General features: G+C 61.1%; 13 protein-coding genes and 1 pseudogene. 11 read left to right on the forward strand and 3 right to left on the reverse strand.

Features of this window, described 5'->3' with window-relative positions; genetic code table 11:
• Window positions 1-44 precede the first annotated feature (44 nt).
• The 4 genes from PSH64_RS04670 (at window position 45) to PSH64_RS04685 (ending at window position 7,518) form a co-directional block, all read left to right on the forward strand.
• Complete coding sequence (locus PSH64_RS04670) at window positions 45-956, forward strand: SDR family oxidoreductase (protein ID WP_305480110.1); 912 nt, start codon at window positions 45-47, stop codon at window positions 954-956.
• A 684-nt stretch (window positions 957-1,640) separates the two neighbouring features.
• Entirely contained in the window at window positions 1,641-3,434 is a 1,794-nt protein-coding gene (locus tag PSH64_RS04675) for a DUF1302 domain-containing protein (protein WP_305480112.1), read from the forward strand.
• 23 nt (window positions 3,435-3,457) lie between these two features.
• On the forward strand, window positions 3,458-4,825 hold the full coding sequence (locus PSH64_RS04680) for a DUF1329 domain-containing protein (RefSeq protein WP_105340115.1): 1,368 nt from the start codon (window positions 3,458-3,460) through the stop codon (window positions 4,823-4,825).
• 140 nt (window positions 4,826-4,965) lie between these two features.
• A complete protein-coding gene (locus tag PSH64_RS04685) occupies window positions 4,966-7,518 on the forward strand; it encodes a LuxR C-terminal-related transcriptional regulator (RefSeq protein WP_105340116.1) in 2,553 nt (850 codons plus the stop codon).
• A gap of 124 nt (window positions 7,519-7,642) precedes the next feature.
• On the opposite strand, the gene PSH64_RS04690 is transcribed toward PSH64_RS04685, so the two are convergent.
• Window positions 7,643-8,437: an IclR family transcriptional regulator gene (locus PSH64_RS04690; protein WP_305480115.1), complete on the reverse strand. Its 795-nt coding sequence runs from the start codon at window positions 8,435-8,437 to the stop codon at window positions 7,643-7,645.
• Window positions 8,438-8,555: 118 nt separating this feature from the next.
• Here PSH64_RS04690 and hmgA point away from each other — a divergent pair, with 118 nt between their 5' ends.
• From hmgA to maiA, 3 genes are read left to right on the forward strand one after another with little or no spacing between them, the layout of a single operon-like run.
• On the forward strand, window positions 8,556-9,860 hold the full coding sequence (hmgA, locus tag PSH64_RS04695) for a homogentisate 1,2-dioxygenase (RefSeq protein ID WP_105340118.1): 1,305 nt from the start codon (window positions 8,556-8,558) through the stop codon (window positions 9,858-9,860).
• 3 nt (window positions 9,861-9,863) lie between these two features.
• Window positions 9,864-11,168 (forward strand): fumarylacetoacetase, encoded by a 1,305-nt coding sequence (gene fahA / locus PSH64_RS04700; protein ID WP_305480117.1) that lies wholly within the window; start codon window positions 9,864-9,866, stop codon window positions 11,166-11,168.
• A 12-nt stretch (window positions 11,169-11,180) separates the two neighbouring features.
• Window positions 11,181-11,816, forward strand: a complete 636-nt coding sequence (gene maiA, locus PSH64_RS04705; RefSeq protein WP_305410121.1) for a maleylacetoacetate isomerase — start codon at window positions 11,181-11,183, stop codon at window positions 11,814-11,816.
• A 30-nt stretch (window positions 11,817-11,846) separates the two neighbouring features.
• Here the strand turns inward: maiA and PSH64_RS04710 are convergent, their stop codons facing one another.
• On the reverse strand, window positions 11,847-12,650 hold the full coding sequence (locus tag PSH64_RS04710) for a SirB1 family protein (RefSeq protein ID WP_105340121.1): 804 nt from the start codon (window positions 12,648-12,650) through the stop codon (window positions 11,847-11,849).
• Window positions 12,651-12,833: 183 nt separating this feature from the next.
• On the opposite strand from PSH64_RS04710, the gene PSH64_RS04715 reads away from it, so the two are divergent.
• The 4 genes from PSH64_RS04715 (at window position 12,834) to PSH64_RS04730 (ending at window position 17,208) form a co-directional block, all read left to right on the forward strand.
• Window positions 12,834-13,853, forward strand: coding sequence for a Glu/Leu/Phe/Val dehydrogenase dimerization domain-containing protein (locus PSH64_RS04715; RefSeq protein ID WP_305480118.1), 1,020 nt, complete (start codon window positions 12,834-12,836; stop codon window positions 13,851-13,853).
• Between the two features lie 131 nt (window positions 13,854-13,984).
• Entirely contained in the window at window positions 13,985-15,079 is a 1,095-nt protein-coding gene (gene pdhA, locus PSH64_RS04720) for a pyruvate dehydrogenase (acetyl-transferring) E1 component subunit alpha (RefSeq protein ID WP_305480119.1), read from the forward strand.
• Window positions 15,072-16,058: an alpha-ketoacid dehydrogenase subunit beta gene (locus tag PSH64_RS04725; RefSeq protein WP_105340124.1), complete on the forward strand. Its 987-nt coding sequence runs from the start codon at window positions 15,072-15,074 to the stop codon at window positions 16,056-16,058. Before pdhA ends, PSH64_RS04725 begins: the two co-directional genes overlap by 8 nt.
• Before the next feature lie 40 nt (window positions 16,059-16,098).
• Complete coding sequence (locus PSH64_RS04730) at window positions 16,099-17,208, forward strand: dihydrolipoamide acetyltransferase family protein (RefSeq protein ID WP_305480120.1); 1,110 nt, start codon at window positions 16,099-16,101, stop codon at window positions 17,206-17,208.
• A gap of 172 nt (window positions 17,209-17,380) precedes the next feature.
• Here PSH64_RS04730 and PSH64_RS04735 read toward each other — a convergent pair.
• Window positions 17,381-17,620 (reverse strand): annotated as a pseudogene (locus PSH64_RS04735) (YebG family protein); the annotation flags it as partial.
• Window positions 17,621-17,911 lie beyond the last annotated feature (291 nt).

Raw genomic sequence — 17,911 nt, forward strand, 5'->3', positions numbered from 1 at the left:
GCCTGACACTCGCACTCATTGTCCCTGGCCTGCTGGAGTTCCCCATGAATGAGTCTGTGCGCTTCGAAGATAAAGTCGTGATCGTCACCGGTGCGGGCGGCGGCTTGGGGCGAGCGCATGCATTGCTGTTCGCAAAGCAGGGCGCCAGGGTGCTGGTCAATGATCTCGGCGGCTCGGCCCAAGGTGAAGGCGCCAATGCGTCGGCAGCCGATCGAGTGGTGATGGAGATTCGCGAAGCGGGCGGCACCGCCGAGGCCAACCACGACTCCGTCACCGACGGTGACAAACTTGTGCAGCACGCCCTCGATACGTTCGGCCGTGTGGATGTCGTGGTGAATAACGCCGGCATCCTGCGGGACAAGACCTTTCACAAAATGGACGACAGCGACTGGGACCTGGTTTACCGCGTTCACGTCGAGGGCGCCTACAAGGTTACCCGCGCCGCCTGGCCACACATGCGCGAGCAAAACTATGGTCGCGTGATCTTCACCGCGTCGACTTCGGGTATCTATGGCAACTTCGGTCAATCCAACTACGGCATGGCCAAGCTTGGCCTCTATGGCCTGACCCGTACACTGGCCATCGAAGGCCGCAAGAACAACATCCTGGTCAACGCCATCGCCCCCACCGGCGGTACCCGCATGACTGAAGGCTTGATCCCGCCGCAAGTGTTCGAACAACTCAAACCGGAACTGGTCAGCCCATTGGTGGTGTATCTGGCCAGCGAGCAGTGCCAGGAAACCTCCGGGCTGTTCGAGGTCGGTGGCGGCTGGATGGGCAAGGTGCGCTGGGAGCGCAGCCTGGGCGCCGGGTTCGATCCGCGGGTCGGTTTCTCACCGGAAGATGTCGCGGCGCATTGGCAGCAGATCTGCGATTTCGAAGGCGCGGCGCATCCGAAGGACAACATTGAAGCGCTGAAGGAAATGATGGAGAACTTGCAGAAGTACTCCCTATGAGTGCGCGACATCTGGCGGGGCTTGTCTGAGTCCCGTCATCTCCCCCCGATGACTCCCTGCCTGAAAACCGTTCGCCCATAAAAAAGGCCGCTGCAAACGCAGCGGCCAAAGTAAGACGTGGATCCAGGAGCTACAAATCAACGTCAGTGAACACAGGGCGATGAGTCGAAAAATACGCTTCAAATCATCTGGATTCTGTTGCCGATGGGGGTGGTCTATCATCCCCATCGCTTCATGCTTTCGGCCGTTTGCCGTGAAAGCCCGGTAAGAATAAGGGCTTGAGCGCAAAGGAAAAATAGCGATTCCAGACATGCAGTGTTGCAATTCGAGTAACAGTTCCGGCTGATCCCTTGTAGCAGCTGCCGAGCTCGCGAGGCTGCGTTCGGCTGCGCAGCAGTCGTAAACCCTGCGTCCACACTGTGCCTGACGGAACGCAATGCCTGATTTTGCGACTGCTTCGCAGCCGAACGCAGCCTTCGGCAGCTGCTACCCGTCCAACTTCGGCCCTGCCCCATGCGTTGCGCTGATAACCCTTCATCCAGCCCATCCATACCCTGCGCAAACCACCGCCCCATGCGGGCATTCATCCTTTGGAGGTACAGCGCGAATACCTCCTTGGTGCGCTTATCGCTCCCGGCGAGCGGCAGTAGGGTGGGGCCTTCTGTCACTCACCGGGGAAGACGCATGACAAAAACAACAATGCGCGCCATCTTCAAACCGCAGGCGCTGGCCGCTGCGGTGGCCTTGGGCTGCTGTGCCCAGGCGCAGGCGGTTTCATTCAACATCGGCGAAATCGAGGGGCAGTTCGATTCCTCGCTTTCCGTCGGCGCAAGCTGGGGCATGCGCGACGCCGACAAGTCGCTGGTGGGCACCGTCAACGGCGGCACCGGCCAGTCTTCGACCGGTGATGACGGACGCCTGAACTTCAAGAAAGGCGAGACCTTCTCCAAGATCTTCAAGGGCATCCACGACCTCGAATTGAAGTACGGCGACACCGGTGTATTCGTCCGTGGCAAGTACTGGTACGACTTCGAGTTGAAGGACGAAGACCGCGAGTTCAAGCAGATCAGCGACAGCGGCCGCAAGGAAGGCGCCAAGTCTTCGGGCGCACAGATTCTCGATGCGTTCGTCTACCACAACTATTCCATTGCCGATCTGCCGGGCACCGTGCGTGCCGGCAAGCAAGTGGTCAGTTGGGGTGAAAGTACCTTCATCGGCAACTCGATCAACAGCATCAACCCGGTCGACGTCTCTGCGTTCCGGCGTCCCGGCGCGGAGATCAAGGAAGGCCTGATACCGGTGAATATGCTGTTCGCCTCCCAGGGCCTGACCGATCAACTCACGGTGGAAGGGTTCTACCAACTGGAGTGGGACCAGACTGTCCTCGACAACTGCGGCACCTTCTTCGGCGTCGATGTGGCAGCGGATGGTTGCAACACCGGTTACACCGTCGGCAGCCCGGCGATTGCCCCGTTGGCACCGCTGGCGTCGGCCTTTGGGCAACCTATCCAGGTCACCCGTGAGGGTGTGATCGTGCCCCGTGGCGGCGACCGCGATGCCCGGGATTCGGGGCAGTGGGGCGCAGCCTTGCGCTGGCTCGGTGACGACACTGAATACGGCCTCTACTTCATGAACTATCACAGTCGCACACCGACCGTCGGCACCACCACCGCCGGGCTGTCCACATTGGCCAGACTGCCGGGTATGGTCAGCGCCGCCAACCGTCTGGCCCCGGGCAGCGGTGCGGGCCTGGCGCAAAGCGTGATGCTCGGGCGTGGTCAGTATTACCTCGAATACCCGGAAGACATTCGTCTGTACGGCGCAAGCTTCTCCACCACCTTGCCCACCGGCACTGCCTGGACCGGCGAAATCAGCTACCGGCCCAACGCGCCCGTGCAGGTCAACACCAACGACCTGACCCTGGCATTGCTCAACCCGATCGCCGGCGGCGCGGCTTCGCCCGTCGCGACCCGGCCAGGTGCCGACAACACCGGTTACCGCCGCAAGGAAATCACCCAGGTGCAAAGCACCCTGACGCACTTTTTCGATCAAGTGCTGGGCGCCCAACGCCTGACCCTGGTCGGTGAAGCGGCGGTGGTACGGGTCGGTGGTCTGGAGTCGCGGAGCAAACTGCGTTACGGCCGTGATTCGGTCTACGGCCAGTACGGCTTCGGTGGCGATACCGACGGCTTCGTTACCTCCACCTCCTGGGGCTACCGCGCCCGGGCGATCCTCGATTACGCCAACGTGATCGGCGGGATCAACCTCAAGCCCAATCTGTCCTGGTCCCATGACGTCGCCGGCTACGGTCCCAACGGGCTGTTCAACGAAGGCGCCAAGGCCATCAGCGTCGGCGTCGATGCCGACTACCGCAACACCTACACCGCGAGCTTGAGTTACACCGACTTTTTCGGCGGGGATTACAACACCCTGACCGACCGCGACTTCGTGGCCTTGAGCTTCGGCGTGAACTTCTGATCTGGCTGAGAAGGATGATTTAAATGCGCAAGATGATTCTGCAATGCGGCGCCCTGGCCCTGAGCCTGTTGGCCGCCAACGTGATGGCGGCGGTCTCGCCGCAAGAAGCTGAAAAGCTCGGCACCACACTCACGCCGCTGGGCGCCGAGAAGGCCGGCAACGCCGATGGCTCGATCCCGGCCTGGACCGGTGGCATCCCGAAAAACGCCGGTGCGGTCGACAGCAAAGGCTTTCTGGCCGACCCGTTCGCCAGTGAAAAACCGCTGTTCACCATCACCGCCGCGACGGTGGATAAATACAAGGACAAGCTCTCGGACGGCCAGGTGGCGATGTTCAAGCGCTACCCGGAGACCTACAAAATTCCGGTCTACCCGACCCACCGGACCGTGGCCGTGCCGCCGGAAATCTACGAGTCGGCCAAACGCAGCGCGCTGAACGTGACCAGCATCAACGACGGTAACGGCCTGGCCAACTTCACTGGCAACCGCTACTACGCGTTCCCGATTCCGAAGAATGGCGTCGAGGTGCTGTGGAACCACATCACCCGTTACCACGGCGGCAACCTGCGACGCATCATCACCCAGGTGACCCCGCAGACCAACGGCAGCTACACGCCGATCCGCTTCGAGGAAGAGATCGCCGTACCGCAACTGATGAAGGACCTGGACCCGGACAAAGCCGCCAACGTGCTGACCTTCTTCAAGCAGTCGGTGACCGCGCCGGCGCGGCTGGCGGGTAACGTATTGCTGGTGCACGAAACCCTCGACCAGGTGAAAGAGCCGCGCCTGGCGTGGATCTACAACGCCGGTCAACGCCGTGTACGTCGTGCGCCGCAAGTGGCCTACGACGGACCGGGCACCGCCGCCGACGGCCTGCGCACCTCGGACAACTTCGACATGTTCTCCGGCGCGCCGGATCGCTACGACTGGAAACTGATCGGCAAAAAGGAAATGTACATTCCCTACAACAGTTACAAACTCGACTCGCCGAGCCTCAAGTACGACGACGTGGTGAAAGCCGGGCACATCAACCAGGACCTGACCCGCTACGAGTTGCACCGGGTTTGGGAAGTGGTCGGCACGGTCAAGCCGAGTGAGCGGCATATCTACGCCAAACGCCACATGTACCTCGACGAAGACAGTTGGCAAGTGGCGCTGGTGGATCACTACGACGGTCGCGGCCAACTGTGGCGAGTGGCCGAAGGTCACGCTCAGTATTATTACGATCACCAGACCCCGGCCTACACTCTCGAAGCGCTCTACGACATCATTGCCGGCCGATACATTGCCCTGGGCATGAAGAACGAAGAGAAGCACAGTTTCGAATTCGGCTTCGAGGCCAAGGCTGCCGACTACACGCCATCGGCCCTGCGCGCCGAGGGCGTCCGGTAAGGGTTTTGATACATTGGCATCACGAAAGGCGACCTGTGGGTCGCCTTTTTTATGGGCGCCAATCAGCGCGCTGAATACCTCTCAACAAGCGGGTGGGAGAGGGTTAGGGTTGTCGGACAATTATAAAAAGGCACGCTGCAATGACCGCCATGACCCCGTGTCTGGACCGTTCTGGATTCCTGCCCCGCCTGTCTGCTCATCACTTGTCGCGGGCTCGCTTGAGCGAGCCATTACTGGCCTCCACGGCACGGGTGAAATTGCTCTGCGCCCCCGCCGGCAGTGGCAAGAGTGCGCTGCTCGCCGAGTGTCTGTTGCAGGCGCCGAATCAGTGCCGGGTGCATTGGTTGCCCTTGTCTGGCGCAGCGTCGAGCGTGGCCGATTTTCGTCATCGTCTGGCTGAGGCGCTGGAGCTGGCCTCGTCGGGCGAAACCGAACTACTCAGCTATCTGGCGCGATTGCAGACGCCAACCTGGCTGTTTCTAGATGACTACTGCCGTCTGCCGAACCCCGAGCTGGACTCGTTGCTGGATCGCATGTTGGCGATCGGCAGCCCGATGCTGACCTGGTGGCTGGGCGCTCGTCGCCGGCCACAATGCAACTGGCCGCGGTTGTTGCTCGATGATGAGTTGTACGAGTGCGAGAGTATTTCGCTGGCGTTCACGGCAGGTGAAGTCGAGCAGATATTGCAGCCCTGGGTACCGGAGCAGGCCAGCAAGGTGGCCAGTCGGATCATCCAGCGCACCGGCGGCTGGTGTGCCGGTGTGCGGATTGCGTTGCTGCACAAGTGCGACTGGTCGCGTCAGGACAAACCCCTGGGACGGGCGGACACCTTGCTCGATTATCTGGAGCATGAGTTGTTCAGTTCGCTGACGCCTGAGTTGAGCGAGGCCTGGCGCGTGCTGGCTCACTTGCCACGTTTCAATGCCCGACTGTGCGATCACCTGTTCGGGGCCGGGGAGGGCGCGCAGTACCTGAGGACCTTGCAAGCACTGGGTTGTTTTATTGAACCCTGGCGCGACTCTACCGACTGGCTGCAGGTGTTCACCCCGTTCACCCAATTGCTGCGCGATGAGCAATGGCCGGCCGGGCGCTCCTGGCATCGGCGCGCCTGTCAGTGGTTCTGCGCCGAACAGGACTGGAAATCGGCCTTCGAACAGGCATTGCTCGCCGAGGAGTACGAAGTGGCGGTCAGCCTGTTGCAGCACTTCAGTTTCGAGCATCTGTTCGAGGAGCAGACGGTGGTGCTGTTGTTGCGTTTGCACGAGCAGCAAGGCGAGGAACTGACACTGGGCAGTCCGCAGTTGGTCGGATTGATTACCGCCGCCTTGTTGTTCGCCGGACGTTTCGAACAGGCGACCACCTGCATCGCTCGTTTGGCGCATTTCACGCCGCAACCCTCGGCCGTGCTTCAGCGTCGATTGATTGCCCGCTGGCAGTCCCTGCAGGGTTGGCTACTGCATTTGCAGGGGCGCATGGAGCCTTCTCGCGCGCACTTTCTTGACGCGTTGAGCGCACTCGATCCCGACTGTTGGACGGCGCGGTTGATGTGTTTGTCGGGGCTGACGCAACAGGCGTTGTTAAGGGGCGAACTCGACGTCGCACATGCTCATAACCGTGAGGCCTTGTGCCTGGCGCGGGCGCAAGGTTCACTGGTGTTCGAGGGCTTGATGGAGCTCGATCATGCGCAGTTGCTGGAGCAACGAGGCGCGGCGTTACGGGCCGAAAGCCTGCTCTGTGACATCAATGAACTGCTCAGTCAGCGTTCGGACCGACCTGCACCCTTGCTGGGGCGAATTGCGTTGCGTCGTGGGCGGCTGGCCATGAGTCTGGGGGCAGACGAACACGCTGCCGAACTCTTTCAGACGGGGCTGGACGATTGCTTGCACAACCATGACAAGCGCGTGCTGTATGGGTTTCTCGGTCTGGCGCAACTGGCGGCCAATCATCGAAATTATGCTGCGGCGTTTGTTCATCTGCGCGACGCCGAACGATTGATGCAGCAGCGGCAGATTCCCGAAACGGTTTATCGGGGTGTACTGCTGCAAATCAGCAGCCATATCTGGTTGCAGCAGGGGCGCCCCGAGTTGGCCTGCGAAGCCTTGAGTCGGGTGCTCCGTCATTATCATGGCTCCCCCGTGCGGCAGGCACCGCCAGCGACACTAGAGCTGATACCGGTTCTGGAATACCTGTTGATACTGGCCGAGGTTCATCTAGGACTGGCCCAAGCGCCGCTAGCCCGGCTCGAGGCCCAGTTGCAATGGGCGCGACAGCGAGGCATGTCGCGACTACAAGCACAGTTGCATTTGGTCATGGCCGAAGTGGCCTGGTTGACCGACGACCCGTCTGCTCAGCAGTCGTTGCAGGACGGATTGGCCCTGGTCGAGCGCTGCAACCTCCAACAAGTCTTGTGCGATTTGCAACTACGCCAGCCTGAATTACTTGGCACAATCCGTCTTGCCACAACGGGAACCCCTTTGCATGGGGAGACCTTCCCACAAAGTCAATTGAGTCTGCGTGAAATAGAAGTATTGAAGTTAGTGGCGCAGGGTAATTCCAATCAACAGATTGCCGATCTTCTATTTATTTCATTGCACACCGTTAAAACCCATGCGCGGAGAATTAATGTGAAGTTGGGGGTGGAGCGAAGAACTCAGGCGGTTGCTCAGGCAAAGTTGTTGGGGATGCTCGGTTAGTGTTGGGTTTCTTTGGGTTCGGTTTCTGATGTTGCTGTTTGTTGTATATGAAGGAGGCGCTCGCGGAACCGGATTCCAGCGAGCACACGATCCTGGGGTAAGTATTGCGCTCAGTGTCTGACAATCAATCAGCCAGGGCAGGTGGTTGATACCCCATCCGCCAACTCACGGCCCGCGTCGCTGCCAGCAATCGCTGTGCCGCCGGGCCGTTTTCGTCAGCGTGGAACAGTGAGGTCGGACCGACGATGGTCATGACTGCCGCTACATTCCCTACTGCGTTGAATACCGGTGCCGACAACGCATCCACTCCCGGCATCAGCAACCCATGCACATGATGCAGGCCGCGTTCGCGGATCTGTTCGCATAAGGCCGCATAGGTCTGATCGTCCGCCAAGATGTGGTCAGTGGCGTTGTGAAGTTCCTGATCGCGCAAGTCCACGGTTTCCCGCTTTGGCAGGTAAGCGCCAAATACCAGGCCAGTGGATGAACTGAGTAACGGCAATACCGAGCCCAATTGCGTGACCACCGTCACCGCCCGCACTGCCGGTTCGATGTGCACGACCGTCGCGCCCCGATTACCCCACACCGCCAAAAAACAGGTTTCATTCAAATCATCACGCAACTCGGCCAGGGGCAGGGCGGCAACTTTCAGCACGTCCATACTGTTCAGAGCTGCCAGGCCCACGCGCAACGCTTCACGGCCCAGGCCGTAGTGGTTGGTGGCGGGGTTCTGTTCGGCAAAACCGCTGGCGATCAACGCCTGTAGATAACGGTGAACCTTGCTCGCCGGCATCTGAACGTGTTCGGCCAGACGCGACAGCGAGGTCGAGGGCGATAGCTCGGCCAGTGCCTTGAGGATGTCAGTACCGACCTCGGCCGAGCGGACTTTCTGTTTATCGTTATTGCGCGGCGTTTCCATGAAGGCGGTCTGATCCCGGGACGAATGGGCGTCTTTATAGCTTGACGGTCAATACCAATCAAATTACGTTATGCGTAATTGAATTACGATAAAAATAACTTCCCGTTCAGGAGGCTCCATGAACCTCGATTCAACGGCGCCAGCGCTGGCTTATCAGTCAGGCTTTGGCAACGAATTCAGCAGCGAAGCGTTGCCCGGCGCACTGCCCGTCGGCCAGAACTCCCCGCAAAAAGCTCCTTACGGCCTGTACACCGAGTTGTTCTCCGGCACTGCGTTCACCATGTCCCGCAGCGAAGCACGCCGCACCTGGATGTACCGCATTCAGCCGTCGGCCAATCACCCGGCATTCGTCAAACTGGATCGGCAACTGGCCGGTGGCCCGTTGGGTGAAGTCACCCCCAACCGCCTGCGCTGGAACCCCTTGGATATTCCGACCGAACCCACCGATTTCATCGACGGGCTGGTGAGCATGGCCGCCAATTCGGGCGCGGATAAACCGGCCGGGATCAGCATCTATAACTACCGCGCCAACCGTTCCATGGAGCGGGTGTTCTTCAACGCCGACGGCGAACTGCTGCTGGTACCGGAACTGGGCCGCCTGCGCATCGCCACTGAACTGGGCGTGCTGGAGCTGGAACCGCTGGAAATCGCCGTGCTGCCTCGCGGGCTGAAATTCCGCGTTGAACTGCTCGACCCGCAAGCCCGCGGCTACGTGGCCGAAAACCACGGCGCGCCATTGCGCCTGCCGGACCTGGGGCCGATCGGCAGCAACGGCCTGGCCAACCCCCGGGACTTTCTGACCCCGGTGGCGCATTACGAAAACCTCAAGCAACCGACCACCCTGGTGCAGAAATTCCTCGGCCAGTTGTGGGGCTGCGAGCTCGATCATTCACCGCTGAACGTGGTCGCCTGGCACGGTAATAACGTGCCGTACAAATATGACCTGCGCCGTTTCAACACCATTGGCACGGTGAGTTTCGATCACCCGGATCCGTCGATTTTCACCGTCCTGACTTCGCCGACCAGCGTGCACGGTCTGGCCAACCTCGATTTCGTGATCTTCCCGCCACGCTGGATGGTGGCGGAGAAAACCTTCCGTCCGCCGTGGTTCCACCGCAACCTGATGAACGAATACATGGGCCTGATCAAGGGCGAGTACGACGCCAAGGCCGAAGGTTTCGTGCCCGGCGGCGCCTCGTTGCACAGCTGCATGAGCGCCCACGGCCCCGATGGCGAGACCTGCACCAAGGCGATCAACGCTGAACTGGCGCCGGCTAAAATCGACAACACCATGGCTTTCATGTTCGAGACCAGCCAGGTGCTGCGCCCGAGCCGGTTCGCCCTGGATTGCCCGCAACTGCAAACCGATTACGACGCCTGCTGGGCCACGCTGCCCGCCACTTTCGACCCGACCCGGAGATAACCCATGACTCAGACTTCCATCACTCGTAGCTGGGTTGCCTCCGCCAACGGTCACGCGGATTTCCCGTTGCAAAACCTGCCTTTGGGCGTGTTCAGCGTGAAGGGCGGTGCGCCGCGCAGTGGCGTGGCGATCGGCGACCATATCTTTGATCTGGAAGCGGCACTCGATGCCGGGCTGTTCGATGGCGCCGCGCGCGCCGCCGTCGAAGCCACCCGTGGCGGCCAGTTGAATGCATTTTTTGAGCTGGGTCGCGAGGCGCGCGTCGCCCTGCGTGAACGCTTGATCGAGCTGTTCAAGGAAGGCAGCACCCTGCACGACAAGATCGAAGCCCAAGGCGCAAAACTGCTGCCGCTGGCGGCGGATTGCCAGATGCACCTGCCGGCGAAGATCAACGACTACACCGACTTCTACGTCGGCATCGAGCACGCGCAGAATGTCGGCAAACTGTTCCGCCCGGATAACCCGTTGCTGCCGAATTACAAGTATGTGCCGATTGGTTATCACGGCCGCGCCTCGACCATTCGCCCGTCCGGCACCGACGTGCGGCGGCCGAAAGGCCAGACCCTGCCGGCCGGCCAGACCGAGCCGACGTTTGGCCCGTGCGCACGCCTGGATTACGAACTGGAACTGGGTATCTGGATCGGTCCGGGCAATGCCATGGGTGACTCGATCGCCATCGGTGACGCCTCCGATCACATCGCCGGTTTCTGCCTGCTCAACGATTGGTCGGCGCGCGACATCCAGGCCTGGGAGTACCAGCCGCTGGGGCCGTTCCTGTCCAAGAGTTTCATCACCAGCATTTCGCCGTGGGTGGTGACGGCCGAAGCGCTGGAGCCGTTCCGTCGTGCGCAGCCGGCGCGCCCGGAAGGCGACCCGCAGCCGCTACCTTACCTGTTCGACAAACGTGATCAGGCGACCGGTGCCTTCGACATCGAACTCGAAGTGCTGCTGTTGACCGAGTCGATGCGCGAACAAAATCTGCCGGCCCATCGCCTGACCCTCAGCAACACAAAACACATGTACTGGACTGTTGCGCAGATGGTGGCGCACCACAGCGTCAACGGTTGCCAATTGCAGGCCGGCGATCTGTTCGGTTCGGGCACGCTGTCCGGGCCTGAAAGCGGCCAGTTCGGCAGCCTGCTGGAAATCACCGAGGGCGGTAAGAAGCCGATCGAACTGGCCTCGGGCGAGGTGCGTAAATTCCTCGAGGATGGCGACGAAATCATCCTGCGGGGACGTTGCAGTCGTGAGGGTTTTGCTTCCATCGGTTTCGGCGAATGCCGTGGCAAAGTGCTGCCGGCGCGTTAAGAGGATCGGGTCATGGAACTCTATACCTACTACCGTTCGACCTCGTCTTTCCGGGTGCGCATTGCACTGGCGTTGAAGGGGCTGGATTACCAGGCGCTGCCGATCAACCTGATCGCGCCGCAAGGTGGCGAACATCGGCAGCCGGCGTACCTGGGCATCAACCCGCAAGGCCGGGTGCCGGCCTTGCGCACCGACGAAGGCGAATTGCTGATTCAGTCTCCGGCGATCATCGAGTACCTGGAGGAACGTTATCCACAGGTGCCGCTGCTGTCCAAAGACCTCGCCGCCCGCGCCCATGAGCGTGGCGTGGCGGCGGTGATCGGCTGCGACGTTCATCCGCTGCACAACGTCAGTGTGCTGAATAAACTGCGGGAGTTGGGGCACGATGAGCCGCAGGTGGTGGAGTGGATCGGTCACTGGATCAGCCAAGGGTTGGCGACGGTGGAGCAGTTGATCGGTGATAGCGGTTACTGCTTTGGCGAGCAACCGGGGCTGGCGGACGTCTATTTGATCCCGCAGTTGTATGCGGCCGAGCGCTTCAATATTTCCCTTGAGGCCTACCCGCGTATTCGGCGAGTGGCGGCGCTTGCGGCGACACATCCAGCCTTCTTCCTGGCCCATCCGGCGAACCAGCCAGACACCCCTTAATGGCTTCTCATCGACCCAATGTGGGGGCGATCAATGGATGATGGCGTTGGGCGGAAGGTGCCCCAGCCGCTCGGTCAGGCGAATCTGCTGAATCGGGTCGTCACAGAGCAGCAGCGCGTGTTCCAGGTCAAAGCGTTCGGCATTCGGGCAGTCCAGCCGTTGATAGAGGCTGGCCCGGGCCAGGTAATCGGAGGCGCTGGCGTTGCCCAGTTCCAGCACGCGTTCGGCGTCGACCAGGGCGTCGATGTAGTCATCGTTGGTGAGGTGCAACTGGCGCAGGTTGCGTGACAGCCGTTGCAGCATCTGCGCAGGTTCGGCGGTCTGCAAATGCTCGGCGTTGAGTTGCATGTTCGGGCCGTATTGGCGTTGCAGCAGTTCACGGCAATCGTTGGGGTACAGCCGGCGCCCGCCGCATGGGTCGAGTAGGTGATCGGCGCCTTGCACCCGCAGCAGGAAATGCCCGGGGAAGTTGACCCCAACCAGAGGAATTTCCAGTCTTCTGGCCAGCTCCAGTGCAATCAGGCCCAGCGCCAGCGGCTGGCCTCTTCGGCGTTCCAGTACTTTATGGAGCAACGCCACTTGCGGGCGCAAGGGCGTGAAGTCGTCCTGGGCAAACCCCAGGTCATTCATCCGCCGCAACAACGGTTGCGCCAATTCACTCACCGGCAGCATCGGCAACCCGTAGCTGACTCGCTGTTGCAGGTCCTTGAAGTCCGCCAGCACGGTCTCGGGATTGAGCTCTTTATCGTGTTCGGCCGCAATCCACAGCGCCGCCTCGAACAGCGCGGGCGGTGATCGTTGCAGACAGTCGAAAAAGCGTTGGCGCGGGGTCATCAAAATCTCCGGGGAATGCCTCGTTTTAGCCCCGTCGCACGTTTTCGTCCAGTGCTGTACACATGTCATGGCAGGTTATGTCCGAAAGCCTCTAAAGCGGTCTCGCTTATTCCGGCGCGCTTCTGCAATTTTTGTGCGCAAGCCTATACTGGCGACTACAAGAAGTGATTCGGGAGCCTTACGATGTTCGCTCTCATGCAAAGCACTCGCCTTGAATCGCTGCACCTGAGCGTTGATCCGGTCACCGGGTTGAAGGCGGTGATTGCCATCCATAACAGCCGCCTGGGACCTGCCCTGGGCGGGTGTCGTTACCTTGCCTACCCCAGCGATGAATCCGCAATCGAGGATGCTGCGCGCCTCGCCCAAGGCATGAGTTACAAGGCGGCATTGGCCGGCCTGGCCCAGGGCGGTGGCGTCGCGGTGATTATTCGCCCGGCCCATGTGGAAAACCGCGCCGCGCTGTTCGAAGCGTTCGGGCGCTGGATCAATCAGCTCGACGGTCGCTACATCACCGCCATCGACGCCGGCACCTCGGTGGCGGACATGGACTGCATTGCCCAACAGACGCAATTCGTCACCAGTACCACCGCTGCGGGCGACCCTGCACCCCACGCGGCCATGGGCGTGTTTGCCGGCATCCGCAGCACCGCGATGGCCCGCTTGGGTAGCGATAATCTCGAAGGACTGCGCATCGCCATTCAAGGCCTGGGCAATGTCGGTTATGCCTTGGCCGAACAGTTGCACGCTGCCGGTGCCGAGCTGCTGGTCAGCGACATCGATCAGGGCAAAGTGCAACTGGCCATGGAGCAGTTGGGCGCTCATCCAATTGCCAACGATGCGCTGCTCAGCACGCCGTGCGACATACTCGCGCCCTGCGGTCTGGGTGGTGTGCTCAACAGCAATAGTGTGTCGCAATTGCGCTGCGCGGCGGTCGCAGGTTCGGCCAACAATCAGTTGATCCATCTGGAAATCGCCGATCAGCTGGAACGCCGAGGCATTTTGTATGCGCCCGATTACGTGATCAATGCCGGTGGGCTGATCTACGTGTCGCTCAAGCACCGTGGGGAAGAACTGACGACCATCACCGCGCACCTGTCGAAAATCAGTTCACGACTGACCGAAGTCTTCGCCCATGCCCAGGCGGAAAAACGTTCCCCGGCCCGGGTGGCGGATGAGTTGGCGGAGAAAGTGCTGTACCGGTGATGCAAGACGAGTGAAAAGTTTGAATCGATAAGGGAGTGAGCGCCTATCCGGCCAACTTGCTCCCCAAGCCCTGCGCCACAAGTGTCGGGCCTGACCATTGCACGCCGACCCCGCGTGCCAGGAGCCCTGTGATGCTTCACAAGGTTGAGCTGCCGTACACCCGTTTTTTGTCCCCCGATGGCCAGTTGCTTGGCGATCTTCCCGCCTGGGCCGACGATTTCAATCTGCTGACGCGCCTGTATCGGCAGATGGTCCTGACCCGCCTTTTCGACCAGAAAGCGGTCGCCCTGCAACGCACCGGGCGCATCGGCACCTACGCGCCGACCCTGGGCCAGGAAGCCATTGGCGTGGCGGTCGGCAGCCTGATGCATGCCGAAGATGTGCTGATCCCCTATTACCGCGACACCGCTGTGCAGTTGATGCGCGGTGTGCGCATGGAAGAAATCCTGCTGTATTGGGGGGGCGATGAGCGTGGCAGCGACTTTGCCGACCCGGCGGTCGCCCAGGATTTTCCGATCTGTGTGCCGATTGCCACCCAGGCCCTGCATGCCTGTGGCGTCGCCAGCGCATTCAAAATCCGTGGTGAGCATCGGGTTGCCGTCACCACCTGCGGCGATGGTGGCACCAGCAAAGGGGACTTCCTTGAGGCCCTCAATGTCGCTGGCGCCTGGCAGTTGCCGGTGGTGTTCATCGTCAACAACAACCAATGGGCGATCTCGGTACCGCGGCGAATTCAGTGTGGCGCCCCGACGTTGGCGCAGAAAGCCATTGGCGCGGGGTTCCACGGCGAGCAGGTCGACGGCAACGACATACTCGCCATGTACGACCGCGTGCAAGTGGCTCTCGAACGGGCGCGTCATGGTAAAGGCCCGGTGTTGCTCGAATGCCTGAGCTATCGCCTCGGCGATCACACCACAGCCGACGATGCCACGCGCTACCGCTCGGCGGACGAGGTCAAGCAGGCCTGGCTCGAAGAGCCGATCAAACGCTTGCAACGGTTCATGGCCGGGCAAGGCGTATGGGACGAAGGCCGCGAACAGGCGCTGATCGGCGAATGCCAGGCCCTGGTGCAAAGTGCTGTGGATAACTTCGACGCGGCGGGTCTGCAGGCGCCGGAATCGGTGATCGATCATGTTTACGCGCAGTGGCCGCAGGCTCTGGCCGAACAGCGCGAAGAGTTCCTCGAACGGGTGGCCCGCCGGACGGGAGGTTCGAGCCATGAGTAACGGTAAGGTGACGCTGCTGGAGGCGGTGAATCTGGCGTTGCATCGAGCCATGCGCGAAGACGAGAACGTTATCGTCCTGGGTGAAGACGTCGGGGTGAACGGTGGCGTGTTTCGCGCCACGCTGGGCCTGCGCGACAGCTTTGGTTTCAAGCGGGTCATCGATTCGCCGCTGGCCGAAACCATGATCAGCGGGCTGGCAGTGGGCATGGCGGCCCAAGGCCTGAAACCGGTGGTGGAAATCCAGTTCATGGGGTTTATCTACGCCACCATGGAACACCTGGTGTCCCACGCCAGCCGCATGCGCAACCGCACGCGCGGGCGGCTCACTTGCCCGATGGTGCTGCGCTCGCCAATGGGCGCAGGGATTCGCGCCCCGGAACATCACAGCGAAAGCACCGAAGCACTGTTCGCGCACATTCCGGGGTTGCGGGTGGTGATCCCGTCCTCGCCAGCCCGGGCCTATGGTTTGTTGCTCGCGGCCATCGACGACCCGGACCCGGTGATCTTTCTCGAACCGACCCGACTCTATCGCATGAACCCTCAACCGTTGTTGGACGACGGTAAACGCCTGCCGCTGGACAGCTGTTTCACCCTGCGTGAAGGCAGCGATATTACCTTGATCAGTTGGGGCGCCAGTGTGATGGAAACCCTGCAAGCCGCCACGGCATTGGCTGAACAGGGCATCTCGGCGGAAGTGATCGATGTCGCCAGCATCAAACCGTTGGACCTGGACACGATGGAGGCCTCGGTGCGCAAGACCGGTCGCTGCGTGATCGTGCATGAGGCGCCGCGCTCCTGCGGGGTCGGCGCGGAAATCGCCGCCAGTCTCTACGAACGGGTGTTGCTGGAGTTGCAGGCACCGATCCAGCGAGTCACCGCGCCGGACATCCCGCCGCCACTGTATCGACTGGAATCGCTGTACATGCCCGGCGTCGAAGACATTCTGCACGCCTGCGACACCGTGCTGCGCCACGCCTGAAGAAGCCCCTGAACAGACACCAGAGGCCGAGGAGGTTGCGATGAAATATTTCAAACTGCCGGATCTGGGCGAAGGCTTGCAGGAGGCGGAAATCGTCCGCTGGCACGTCAAGGTCGGCGATTCCGTCAAGGCCGATCAACTGCTGGTGTCGGTGGAAACCGCCAAAGCGCTGGTGGACATTCCCGCGCCTTACGATGGCGTGGTGGCGAAAACCTTCGGCGGCGAGGGCGACATTCTGCACGTCGGAGAACCGCTGCTCGGTTACGAGGGCGAAGCGGATGCCGGCACTGTGGTCGGACGGCTTGAGGGCGGCGGCACGAATCAGGAGGATGCCTTTTTCATCGGCGCCGCGCCTTCGACCCGCGAACACCTGGCGAACCGTGCCACACCGGCGGTGCGGCAATTGGCTCGGCAGCTTGGCGTTGAGCTGAGCGCCTTGGTCGGCTCCGGCCAGGACGGCTTGATCACCCGCAGCGATGTAGAAAACGCGGCCCAGTCGGAACGTGAACGCTTCGGTGGTGAAAAGCTGCGCGGTGTACGACGCAGCATGGCACTGAACATGGCCAGGTCCCATGCCGAAGTGGTGCCGGTGACGATTTTCGGTGACGCCGACCTGCATCGTTGGGGGCAGGCACGGGAGCCGCTGATTCGTCTGGCCAAGGCCATGGCGGCCGCCTGTGGCGTGGAGCCGGTGCTCAATAGCGCTTTCGATGGCAAAACCCTGGCGCTCAAACAACACGATCGGCTCGACCTGGGCATTGCCGTGGATACACCGGACGGTTTGTTCGTGCCGGTGCTGCGCGATGTCGGCAATCGCACGTCGGCGGATTTGAAAGAGGGTGTGATGCGCCTGCGCGCCGATGTGCAGGCGCGCTCGATTCCGCCCAGGGAGATGATGGGCGCGACCCTGACCCTGTCGAATTTCGGCACCTTGTTCGGTCGCTATGCCAACCCGGTGGTGGTGCCGCCGCAAGTGGCGATCCTCGCCGCCGGGGCGATCCGCGATGAACCGGTGGCGCTCGAGGGGGCGGTGGTGGTGCATCCGATCCTGCCGCTGTCCCTGACCTTCGACCACCGCGTGGTCACCGGCGGCGAGGCGGCGCGGTTCTTCAAGGCGTTGGTCGAAGCGCTGGAGCAACCTGACGCCTGATTTTTGCGGGCATGAAAAAGGCCCTGAGCCATTGGACTCAGGGCCTATTCAATTCGGGCATTGTTTACTTCGGCGTCTTGGCGGCTTTGGCTGGCTTGATCGGCTCAGCTTGCTCCACTTCAACAGGTGCAGCCACTACAACAGGTTTAGCGACTTCAGTCGGCACGTTGAGCAATTCGGACAGCGCGTCCGGCTGGCTCTTGAACGCCTTGGCGAACACGTCACGGTTCTTCGCCATGTAGATTCCGGCTTCTTCCACTTGCTGTTCGGTCAGGGACGGAACGGCTTTTTGCAACACTTCAGCCAGCAATTCGGCCAGTTCGAGCATTTTGTCATGACGGTCAGCTTCGGCTTTATCCATGAACAAGCGCTCCAGATCTCGGCTGCTGCGGTATACCACTTCGACGGCCATTCACCACCTCACATGCCTTCACATTTAGTTGTCTTTGCGACTACTGTATCTATATACAGCGACAAGGATAAGCGAATCCCTGCGCTTTGGGTAGTGGCTTTTTAATGTAGACCGGATTCGGGGTTTGTCAGGTTAACCGTGTCGTCCCTATTCGCGAGCAAGCCCGCTCCCACAGGATGTGCGCTGTTCCTTGTGGGAGCGGGCTTGCTCGCGAACAGGCCGGCAAAAACACCACGAAAGTGTCCAGTAGCAGCCCATCGCCATCTCACCCAACAGCCTCTGGCCTTTTTT

Origin of the sequence: Pseudomonas sp. FP1742 (assembly GCF_030687145.1) — a bacterium.
GTDB lineage: Bacteria > Pseudomonadota > Gammaproteobacteria > Pseudomonadales > Pseudomonadaceae > Aquipseudomonas > Aquipseudomonas frederiksbergensis_D.